Consider the following 9,518-nt stretch of genomic DNA (forward strand, 5'->3'; position numbering starts at 1 on the left):
CCAGAGAGAAGGGCTTAGGCATCAGTCGAGTCCTCCCCTGTCAGCCGATTACGGTACTGCAAAGCCTCCGCGAGATGGGCCGGGCGGATCTCCGGGGCATCGGCCAGCTTTGCGGTGCTTGCAGCTACGCACAGCAGGCTGCGAACGCGCCTCCCGCTCAGGGGTAGGGAGCGCATCGCGGCGCGCAGCAGGTTCGCCGCGCCTCCGTCGAGAAGCTGGGGCACGAACGGCTTGCCGTCGGCGTCGACTCGCTCGTCATTGACCTGGCGAAGCCGAGCCGCGGCCACACGCTCCAACACATGCTCATCCGGCTCGCCAGGGTGCAGGCTGATGCTCGTCAGATGGGCTGGCACATCCACAACGATGTCGGCGGCCAGCAACGCGGCCACGTCGGGTTGGGCGCGGTAGGCGCGGATCGCCTCCGGCGTGCAGCCGCAGGCCAGCAGCGGATCGCCCTGATTGCCGCAGGGGCAGGGCCGCACGACAGTTGCGAGACCGGGCACATAGGCGTTCACCCAGGCGGCCACGGCCAGAGCCTCAGCAGCGTCGCCGTAGCCGATCAGTCTGATGGGGTGCAGGCCCACCAGACTCACCTCGGCGGTGCGCTTTACGTGCTCCTGGCGCGGAATCATGTCGAGCCGCGTAACTGGTGGTGTCAGTGGTGACAGGAATGGTATGACGCGGGGCCGGCGAGCTTGGTCTGCCTCCCAGATCAGCCGCTCCAGGGCGTCAAGGGCGGCACTGACAGTTGCCTGCCGGCGCGGGGTGGCGCGGGCGGCAACGAGGGCAGCGCGGGCGGTGTCGAGCGGATCAGAGTTGTGAAGCATGGCTTTGGTTTGGTGTTGGTAGGCGCTGCTCCTGAGGGCGTTTGCGCCGGCGAAGCTCGGTAAGCGCACACGAAGGACAGCGGGCGATTCCCTCGCGGATTTCGACTGCTACAGCCTGGTGGCACTCTTGGCACACCGAGAGCAGCTCTGTCGCTTGCTCAGGTCGTGGCGTGGTGTCAGTGCTCATCGCAGTACCCTCCGCGGCGCGTGAGCGGCAGGGCGCAGCATGAGCGCGCCCGCAGAGAGCAGGGTGAGCGCGAAGCCGGCCAGGGTTGTTCCGCCCAGCGTGACGAGCATCCCCAGAACGACGCCTCCGAGCGGCGCGAGGTATCCATAGAAGAGACGCAGCGGGCGAGGGAGGCCCGCCAGTGTGAGTGCGCCGGCCAGTGCGATAAGGAGGCCCACCAGCGGCTCCCCGGTGCCGGCGAGAAAGAAGCCGCTGCTGACACCACTCGCACACAGGGCGTGGATGAAGAGCAGTCGAAGGAGTGAGCGAAGCAGCATCGGGATGTATACTTTCCGTGAGCGGCAGCGCCTCGGCGCCAACCTGTCGCTGTCGCTCGTCGTGTGGGGTCAGGGGCTTTCCCTGGCCCTACATTTCTAAAAGGGGATGTCTTGATCCACTGTGTCGGCGTGCGCCTTCGCGGGCGTAGTGTCGCCCTCGCCGGGCTCGAAGGGCAGTGGCCCCTCGTCGGCTAGCGTGAAGCTGGCGGGCACCGGAGGCTGCATCGGGACGCCGTTGAGGGCATCGATCAGCCACGAGGCGCCACCTTTGGTGAGCGTGAGGAGCGGCACACCGGCCAGCTCGCAGAAGTTCACCAGGCGTGTATTGTCCCAGCCCTTCGCGGCTGCCATACGTTCGATGGCGTTGCGCTGCTTCGTGCTGGCTGGCGCCTCCGGGTCACGGATCGTGTACCGGCTGCTGCGCCCGCTGCCGGCGAGCTGGGCATCCTCGCGCATCGCTTCGATCTCCCGCTCGGTGTCCTCAGCCTGGGCCTCACGCACGCGCCGTGCGGTATTCTGGGCCTCGCGGATCAGCTCGTCGCTGGCGCCGACGGGCACAACGATCTCGCACTCCAGTGTGCGAAAGTCATCTCCGATCTTGATGCTGGCGCGGTAGATGTGGCGCACCGTGGCGGCAGGGGCCGGCTCCGGCTCCGGGGGCAAAGGTGGGCGTCGGGTTGTGGTCATGGTGTGATGTCTCTCCCTAAGAGCTATGCGGCTACTGGCGGGTATTGGCTAGTTGGTCAGTGTGTGGTAGTGCTGGCGCATCTCGCGCATGGCCGGGCTGTTGGGCCAGGCCGCGGCGGTGCAGTAGAAGCGGAAGCCGCTGGTTTTTGTCCTATACACAATGGTGCCGCCGGCGGAAACTTCGGCATATTGGCGCCCGCGCCACACGAAGAGGAGGGTCAAGGCGTCGGTGACGGCGCTGCAATCGTCGCCGGGGATGATTAGCCGTAGATCCTCGTCGGGCGTCTGCTCGATCACGCGGATCGCGTCGGCCAGATCGTTGTTCGTGGCCGGCTGCCAGATGCCGTTGACCTCGCCCCCCAGCACGGCATTGATGTGATCGGAAACGGCGTCGTAGCCGTTCACGCCGTAGAAGGCGGAGCGGGCAATGGCGTCCCGGTTAAGGGTTGCCGTGGCGTTCAGCAGCCGCCTCCGAAGGGTGGTCATGTTCCCGCTGGCGGGCAGGCCGAACCGGCGGCAGAGCTGTTCCAGCACCGGGCGCGAAGCCCGCGCCAGCATCTCCATCTGAAGCTCCCGCAGCGACGGGTTGCGAAGCACCGACTCGATCCCATCGAGCATTTCTGGGGTGCCCCAGCGCGGCTGTGTCCCCGTCATGGTGTCCTCATTTCGTGGAACTGCACGGCCCCGCCGCTCTCAGCAGCCAAGGCAAACGCGGCGGCGAACTGCTGGTAGGTATCGAAGAGATAGGGTCGCTGCGTAACACTGGCGCTGCGCCGGGCGCTGTCGATGCGAGCCTTGAAGGCAGCAGCCAGCACCACGCAATCAGCGTGGCCGATCCAGCCCTCGCTATCGGAGAAATCGATCAGGCGTGTGAAAGGGTTGCCGGCGTAACGGGCCGGCTTCTCGAAGAGGATTTCGCAGCGCACGCCGAGCATGAGCCGGCACAGCCACTCGCGCCACTCCTCATAGTCCTCATAGCTGCCGATGGTGTAGCTCTGCGTAGGGCCAGAGACACGGTAAACGCCACCCAGAGTGAGCGGGGGCAGCCGTGCCGCGAAGATGCCGGCGGTAGCCGGGTCAATGTAGACAAGTTGATCGCCTCCCACTTGAAGGGCGCTGGCCTCGCTATCGAAGTATTTAGCGCTTACCAGCGCGGCGTTTGGCGCCTCGTCGATAAGCTGAAGCCCGGTGTAGACGGTGACTAGGAGGGGCATCGCCTTACCTCGTGTTTAGAGGCACGGGGGCGCTCACCTCCCCCGCGCCTGCTACGCTCTACCTCTCGTCGCTCCGCAGCTCGCGGCCCTTCACGCGCCCCTCGCCACCCTTGCGGGCGCTCGTCATCACGCCCTTGCCAACCGCGTCAACGATCTCGCCCAGGACAAGCCCGAACGAGATGCCAGCCACGACGATCAGGGCGAGCTGGCCCAGGAAGAACACTGCCAGAGCCGTCGCCAGGAGCAGGCCCGCCGTGACGATCTTGAACATTGCTTGTGCCTCCTCTCCTGTCAGTCGTGACCATAAGATCTCTGAATAGTGAGGATCTTCCTGTACGCTCTGCGCTATACGCAAAAGATTATAGCGTAGACCGTACAGTTTTGTCAAGAGACAATTTAGCGTAGAGCGTACAGGATTTAGAGAGAAAGGCAGAGAAGGGGATTGCGTAGAGCGTACAAGCACGCTATGATTGAGGGCAATGGGAAGGGCTACGGGGGAGAGTCGCCGGCCTATGAACAAAGCAGCACCAACGGATTGATTGCCACGCTCACCTGGGAGCACGATTACAAGGATCGAAGCGATGACATGGCATTGGCGCCTGCCCCAGCTCTACGAAGAGTTGGGCATCTCCGAAGCTGAGCTCGCACTACGGGCGCTTATCCGTCGGCCCACGGTCAATGCGCTACGCGATCAGCGAGATACCTATACGAGCGTGCTGGTGCCCCTCTACCTGGCCGCTCGTCGTGTAAAGCCGGATGTGACCCTACACAGCTTTATCGCTGTTGAGGGCGCCCCTGCCGAAATCGTGATCCGGCCTCAGAAGCCCTTGCCAGAGATGGTGGCGCTGCCAGATCAGCCCGGCATTTACCTGGCAACACCGTTGCTGCGCCGACGCCTGACAACCGAGAGCGAACCAATGACTGTGCGCCAGATGGCTGCGCTGTGTCAGCTCGACGAGACGACCCTGAGCCGCATGGAACATGGGCACCTTCAGCCGAAAGTGTCTACCTTGGTTCGTATCTATCTAGCCTGCCTGGAGCGCGACCCCAGCCTGACGCTGCATGACGTGCTGCTGATCAATGACCGGGAGCTACAGCCGCGGCCCCTGGTGCGGCCCTCCACTCGATCACTTCCCTAGATACCCCAGGGCAAAACATACCCAGATCTGTATTGATGCTTGACAACCTGTACGGTCTACGCTATACTTGTAGATGTAGCGTAGACCGTACAGCGTTTCAGTCACCACTGAAAGGAAAGAGGCCGGGCGTGTATCTCCTCTACGTCAAGAACCGGCGCACCGGCAAGTGGGTGCGCTTCGACAACAGCCACACCGCCAGCCTGAGCGGCCCGCGCTACGGGCGTCCGTCGCGCACCATGCGGTTTGGCGGCGTGGCGCGGGCGTATGCCAGGAGCTTCCGCCGCGAGGGCTGGCAGGTTCATATTCGCAAGGTCGGGTAATCCGCCGGCGTGTTGTCGGCAAGCGCGAAGCTGCTACCCAGGACTCTTTCTGAGCCGTTCGGCTCAGTTTTCGCTGTGTGACAGGGGGCCGCCCCTGTCTGAGCCTCTATCCGGCGAGACGGGAATAAGGCACCCGAAGGATAGCCCTGCTAGGGAGAGAGCCGCTGGCCGGGCAGCGCAGCACGCGAAGGGCAAACAGATCAAGTTCACCCGACTCGTGTGGCCCCGGCCTCCTCTTCATCTTCACTGCCAGCGAGGCGCCGATGAGCCGCGCCGCAACGAATACTGTAGAGTACGACTACCCCATCCCGACGCCTGAGCAGAATGAGCTGCACCTGCGCCTGGCCGTTATAGTGATGGGCTGGGTGCGCGTCACCTACGTCGACGCCCACCAGACCCATGGCACCCTGAAGGGCACGCCGTTCTCGTTCCCCGAACGTGAGGATGGTCGCACGCCCTACAACCGCTCTTTCCAATCCTGGGCGCCCTTCTATGACCCTGCCGCCGCCACCGAGCTGCGGGTGGCCCTGCGGGGCCTGGGCTGGCGCTGCGCCCTCTCCGAAGGTCGCGAAACCACCGACGACGCGAATCGCTGGATGTGCCGCCTTACCCCCGCGGATACTGCTGCCTATGTCTACGCCACCGGCCCCACGCCGGAGGCCGCGCTGACGCTGGCCGCGGAGCAGGTGGCTGTGAAGCTCGACGAGGCGCTGCTATGACCACATCTCCCCGCGATCTGCCGTCAAAGCCGACTCATGCGTTTGTAGCCCGGAAGCCGTGTGGCTGTGCCAGCCTTATCAGCTCCGACATCCCTGAGATGCGCGCCGACGCCGCCGAAGCCTTGGCCCGCGCTGTGATGGTGGGGCACATCCCCGGCTACCTGCCACACGCCGAAGCCGCGGCTCTCCCCTGGGCGTGCCCTGCCTGCACGGCGCCTGCCCTGGCGAAGCCGGCTAATACCCCGCTGGAGCTGGATGCCAGCACCAGACCCGGCGCACCCAGCTTTCACTTCAGAGGCACGTTGACATATCAAGTTACGGTGCTGGTGAACGCTGTCGTGAAGGTCGATGGCGGCCAGGATAAAGCCTACGATGAGCTGTTTGAGCTTCTGCGGCCCACGAGCCTGTATGTCGCGCCAGAGCAGCTTGAAATCGAGTGGCACGAGGATGATCTGAGCGTGACGGCCACCGACGGGCTGCCGTCGGCTCGCCTGGCTGATCAGATGCCTCTGAGCCTGGAGTAATCACAGCGAGGGCACGATGGCGCCGCTTCTCGATGCCGTTGAAGCTGCGTTGCAACAGCTTCGCGCCGTCACCGCCGATCCGACCCGCTGTGTTCCTGATGGATGGTGGCGCGCTGACCCCGCGGCGATGCACCTGCTGGAGCGTGTGCAGCAGATTGTCGCCCTCGTCGCAGATCGGGGCGGCCTGGAAAATGCGCCCGGCTGCTTTGTAGAACGGCACCCTGAATACAACGATTGAGGTGCTGTGCCCGTAGCTGGTCGCCGGCAAGGAAGCAAGCAATGATTGAGTGCCCAACTGTGAGGAGCCAACATCGAAGCTCTACGAGGCGCCGCGGCTCCGCATTCCGGTGCCACCGGGCTACAATGCTTCGGAACTGGGCGAAAGTGAGGTGGTCAGGTGGCATCCGCTGGGGAGTGCCTTCCCTGGCAGCGAGAGCTTCGAACTGCTGGAGGTGCTGCCTAACGGCTGGCTGCTGGTGCTACCCCCGGAGACGCACGCCGAGACGGTGTACTGCGCCCGATGCTGGGCTGGCCGGCTCTGGCCGGCGCTCTTCAGTTACATCGCCAACCACCCCTCAGATTTCCAGCTCGACGGCTACCGCGACCCGATCATGGTGGGCGCAGAGGAAGGCAATACCAATGGCCTCTGACGAGTATTGGCACACGGCGCGGCAGGCTCGAAGCCTGCTGCTGGCCGCCTCATCGGTGGTGGAGGCGCACCTGCTGAACCTGCCGGTGAGTGATCCGACCCTGGCAGGAGTGGTGCCGGGCTATGTTGACGCTGGTGGCCGCTGGCAGCTCTCGCCGTTTCATGATGGCGACGCGAGGCGCCTGCCGGAGCTGCCGGAGCTGGAGGCGCCGCCGCTGGCCGGCACTGTCTACGCAGAGCAGGGCACAGCGGCCATTGGCCCGGCGAGCGCCACGCTCCTGGGGGCGCTGATTGCTTCTGGAGGGCCGCGCCCACTGGCCGACTTAGCTGCGGCAGCAAAGATAGTGGAACGCCCGCTACTGCGCCGGCGCTATCTCGTGCATGACCTTCGCGCCGCCCACGCGCTCATGCTGGGCTTGGAGCAGCGCGGCTTGGTGGAGCGGCGGGCGATCCGCCTCGACGACCTGGGGCGGCTGCGCTGGGTTTGGCAGGTGTACACCCCTGGTGTGATGCCGAGCGCCACCATGTACCCGGAGTTGGCTGCCCTGAGCTTCGAGACGCTGGCCGATCTGCTCGACATTGAGCTGAAGCGTGATCGTCCCAACCTCGACGGTAGCGTTGATGTCGTGCTGGGTGGCCCGCGCAGCGAGCAGCAGAGTGGCGACGAGCTGCACGAGGAGCTGCCGCTGCTGGATGTGGGCGACGGGGCGCAAATCACACCGGGCGTCGTGCTGCACCAGCTCACCCTCATGGGGGCCGAAATGCGCCGGCCCTGGGCCGACGCTCTGGGCGAGCATTTCTTTGTGTGGCTCGATACGTGGCTAAAGGCGCCGTCGGTGGTGCCAACGCCCTGGGAGCTACGTGACCTGGGCATGGAGCTGCTGCACAGTGTTCCCTGGTTTGGGCCGTCGCTGCGGTGGACGGCGGGGAGCCTGCTGCGACGCAAGGCGCCGGTTGGCGTCCTGAAGGGGCTGCTGTTCGCCGGGCTGTGGAGCGATGATCTGGTGATGCGCGCCGCCGCCGGCGCTATCGACTACAAAGTTGCCTGACACGTGGAACGATGAGCGACTTACCGAAGCCGAGGGCTCGTCTGCTGTCCGATAACGATGTGCTGATGAAGCTGGCGGTGATCGCCGCGCACGACCCCCGCGCCGCTGCGCTCGCGGAGGAGGTGTTTCGCCGGCACCGCGATGAAGGCGGCGACGTGGCCGATTGGGTAGCCCAGATTGAGAAAGCCAGGCTGTCGATTTTAGGCCCGTTCGGGCGCACGCGCCTGGCCTATATCTCCGCTGACGAGCTGGGTATCAGGCTGCCGCCTGACCCGCCAGAGCCGGATTAGGAGCCGCCGGCGCTGTCTGCCAGGCAGAGGCCGACGCTGCTGGATGATCCTCTGGGGGCGCCGGCCAGGCCGCGGCGAAGCCTGCTGGATGAGTGAGTCGACGAGGCGCGGTGCCCCTGTGCAGGCACCGCGCCTTTAGGGCTTTAGGGCCAGGTACGCGAGAGTCGACGACCGGGCGCCGCGAGCAAGCAAGCTGTTTCGTAGCTGTCGTAGATGACAAGTAAGAGCTGAACATGTCTCGCTGTACACACCTCAACGGTCTATGGCACGAATGGCGTCGTATTGTTCACACACGCACCGTTGAGCAGGGGGTATTATCGTCTGAAGGAACAAATGAAATAGGCAACATTGCAGGTTATATTTATGAGTGCAAGGATTGTGGCAGGCGTTGGAAGTATGCTTCTTCTGTTGATCAGCCAAAATGGTTGCAGCGTATTCACGAGCAATTAGAGCAGGGATAAAACATTGACTGACCCGCACGCGGTACGGTGGGCGCGGCGAGAGTTACGCCGACTAGCAACGCTCGATTACTCCAAGTGGCATTGGACGCTCGATGCCCACTTTACCGCTTACGGGCGCCTTATTCCGCTTGGTGTGGCTACGACGTTGCCAGAAACCGATGATAGTTCTGAGCAGGTAAATTGCCGGCAATGTCGCCGCAAGCTGACGGCTACGGCTGGGACTACTTCGTACACTCGTGCTACACTTCGCGGTGCCGAAGGAGGTTGCGGAAGCGAAGAAGCGGGGGCGTGATGAGCAAGCTAGGTGATGAGCTGGGCGAAACAGTAGACGGGGGTTGGCAACGATTCGTTGATTCTGCCGCCATAGAACATAATGTTACGACGAAAGTGTCGTAGGTTGGCGTAGACGGGATAGGGCGCACCCAGGTGATGCAGCTCCGGCTGATGCTCGTGGCGATCCCCTGTGTCATCCTGTTCTGGGTCATGGGTGCAAACACTGTGGTGGCGCTGATGGCGGGATTTGCCGCTGCACTCCCGATCTTTCTCGCCTGGGAATCGCGTCGGCAGCCTCGCAATGGTGCGCCGGTGTTGAAGCAAGACGCTGAGACGAGCCGAGCGATGGCGATCTGCATGGCGCTCTTTCTCGCGCTGGCCGTCGGCACGCCGACGGTTATCTGGGCACGCGGGCTGACCGGCGAGGTAGCTGACCGCTTCGCGTGGACGGCGTTCGGGGTGCTGCTGCTCGGGGGTATGCCGGTAGTGGGCAGCGTGATGCTGTATCAAATCGTGCAGCAGCTTCGTGGTAAACGGCCCGTAGAGAGCCGGAAGATTATCAGGAGCGCCGTGCTGGTTGGCTCCATCAGCTTCTTCCCGGCGCTGCTTCCGTCCTACTTGGTGCCGCCGGCCTTTGAGAACATTGCGCTCGCTCTCAGTGTCCTGGTGGCTGTCGTGCTAGGTGTGTGGGTGTACCGTCGGCTCCATCGACTTCACGCGCTCCAGGCGTGTCCTGAGACCCAAGAACTGGACAGTTCGGTATGTTAGGATCCTCCCAGCAGGAGGAGCCGATGAAACCCAGCCAGCACACGACCGAGCAGATCATCAAGATCCTTGAGCAGGCCGAGAAGGGTGAGCAGAC

14 protein-coding genes are annotated in these 9,518 nt (G+C 64.0%); 9 read left to right on the plus strand and 5 right to left on the minus strand.

The window, feature by feature from the left end:
• Positions 1 to 14: 14 nt before the first annotated feature.
• The 5 genes from U9R61_RS13880 to U9R61_RS13900 form a co-directional block, all read right to left on the minus strand.
• Complete coding sequence (locus U9R61_RS13880) at positions 15 to 827, minus strand: hypothetical protein (protein ID WP_322489415.1); 813 nt, start codon at positions 825 to 827, stop codon at positions 15 to 17.
• A gap of 600 nt (positions 828 to 1,427) precedes the next feature.
• Positions 1,428 to 2,018: a hypothetical protein gene (locus U9R61_RS13885; protein WP_322489416.1), complete on the minus strand. Its 591-nt coding sequence runs from the start codon at positions 2,016 to 2,018 to the stop codon at positions 1,428 to 1,430.
• A gap of 48 nt (positions 2,019 to 2,066) precedes the next feature.
• The gene (locus tag U9R61_RS13890) at positions 2,067 to 2,672 is read right to left on the minus strand and encodes an SAP domain-containing protein (protein ID WP_322489417.1); all 606 of its coding nucleotides are present in this window, start codon (positions 2,670 to 2,672) and stop codon (positions 2,067 to 2,069) included.
• Entirely contained in the window at positions 2,669 to 3,232 is a 564-nt protein-coding gene (locus U9R61_RS13895; RefSeq protein ID WP_322489418.1) for a hypothetical protein, read from the minus strand. Before U9R61_RS13895 ends, U9R61_RS13890 begins: the two co-directional genes overlap by 4 nt.
• A gap of 58 nt (positions 3,233 to 3,290) precedes the next feature.
• Complete coding sequence (locus U9R61_RS13900; RefSeq protein ID WP_322489419.1) at positions 3,291 to 3,503, minus strand: hypothetical protein; 213 nt, start codon at positions 3,501 to 3,503, stop codon at positions 3,291 to 3,293.
• 310 nt (positions 3,504 to 3,813) lie between these two features.
• Between U9R61_RS13900 and U9R61_RS13905 the strand changes: the two genes are divergently transcribed.
• The 9 genes from U9R61_RS13905 (at position 3,814) to U9R61_RS13945 (ending at position 9,424) form a co-directional block, all read left to right on the plus strand.
• A complete protein-coding gene (locus U9R61_RS13905) occupies positions 3,814 to 4,371 on the plus strand; it encodes a hypothetical protein (RefSeq protein WP_322489420.1) in 558 nt (185 codons plus the stop codon).
• A gap of 128 nt (positions 4,372 to 4,499) precedes the next feature.
• Positions 4,500 to 4,691, plus strand: a complete 192-nt coding sequence (locus U9R61_RS13910; protein ID WP_322489421.1) for a hypothetical protein — start codon at positions 4,500 to 4,502, stop codon at positions 4,689 to 4,691.
• A gap of 263 nt (positions 4,692 to 4,954) precedes the next feature.
• Positions 4,955 to 5,410: a hypothetical protein gene (locus U9R61_RS13915; RefSeq protein WP_322489422.1), complete on the plus strand. Its 456-nt coding sequence runs from the start codon at positions 4,955 to 4,957 to the stop codon at positions 5,408 to 5,410.
• Positions 5,407 to 5,934 carry a hypothetical protein gene (locus tag U9R61_RS13920; RefSeq protein WP_322489423.1) on the plus strand — a complete coding sequence of 176 codons (528 nt, stop codon included), beginning with the start codon at positions 5,407 to 5,409 and terminating at the stop codon, positions 5,932 to 5,934. The genes U9R61_RS13915 and U9R61_RS13920 overlap by 4 nt, the downstream gene beginning before the upstream one ends.
• Positions 5,935 to 5,950: 16 nt before the next feature.
• Positions 5,951 to 6,172 (plus strand): hypothetical protein, encoded by a 222-nt coding sequence (locus tag U9R61_RS13925; protein WP_322489424.1) that lies wholly within the window; start codon positions 5,951 to 5,953, stop codon positions 6,170 to 6,172.
• Positions 6,173 to 6,221: 49 nt separating this feature from the next.
• Complete coding sequence (locus U9R61_RS13930; RefSeq protein WP_322489425.1) at positions 6,222 to 6,584, plus strand: hypothetical protein; 363 nt, start codon at positions 6,222 to 6,224, stop codon at positions 6,582 to 6,584.
• The gene (locus U9R61_RS13935) at positions 6,574 to 7,632 is read left to right on the plus strand and encodes a hypothetical protein (RefSeq protein ID WP_322489426.1); all 1,059 of its coding nucleotides are present in this window, start codon (positions 6,574 to 6,576) and stop codon (positions 7,630 to 7,632) included. The genes U9R61_RS13930 and U9R61_RS13935 overlap by 11 nt, the downstream gene beginning before the upstream one ends.
• An 11-nt stretch (positions 7,633 to 7,643) precedes the next feature.
• Positions 7,644 to 7,922 carry a hypothetical protein gene (locus U9R61_RS13940; protein WP_322489427.1) on the plus strand — a complete coding sequence of 93 codons (279 nt, stop codon included), beginning with the start codon at positions 7,644 to 7,646 and terminating at the stop codon, positions 7,920 to 7,922.
• Between the two features lie 890 nt (positions 7,923 to 8,812).
• Positions 8,813 to 9,424, plus strand: a complete 612-nt coding sequence (locus U9R61_RS13945) for a hypothetical protein (protein WP_322489428.1) — start codon at positions 8,813 to 8,815, stop codon at positions 9,422 to 9,424.
• Positions 9,425 to 9,518 lie beyond the last annotated feature (94 nt).

Origin of the sequence: Chloroflexus sp. (assembly GCF_034431535.1) — a bacterium.
In the GTDB taxonomy this organism is placed as follows: domain Bacteria; phylum Chloroflexota; class Chloroflexia; order Chloroflexales; family Chloroflexaceae; genus Chloroflexus.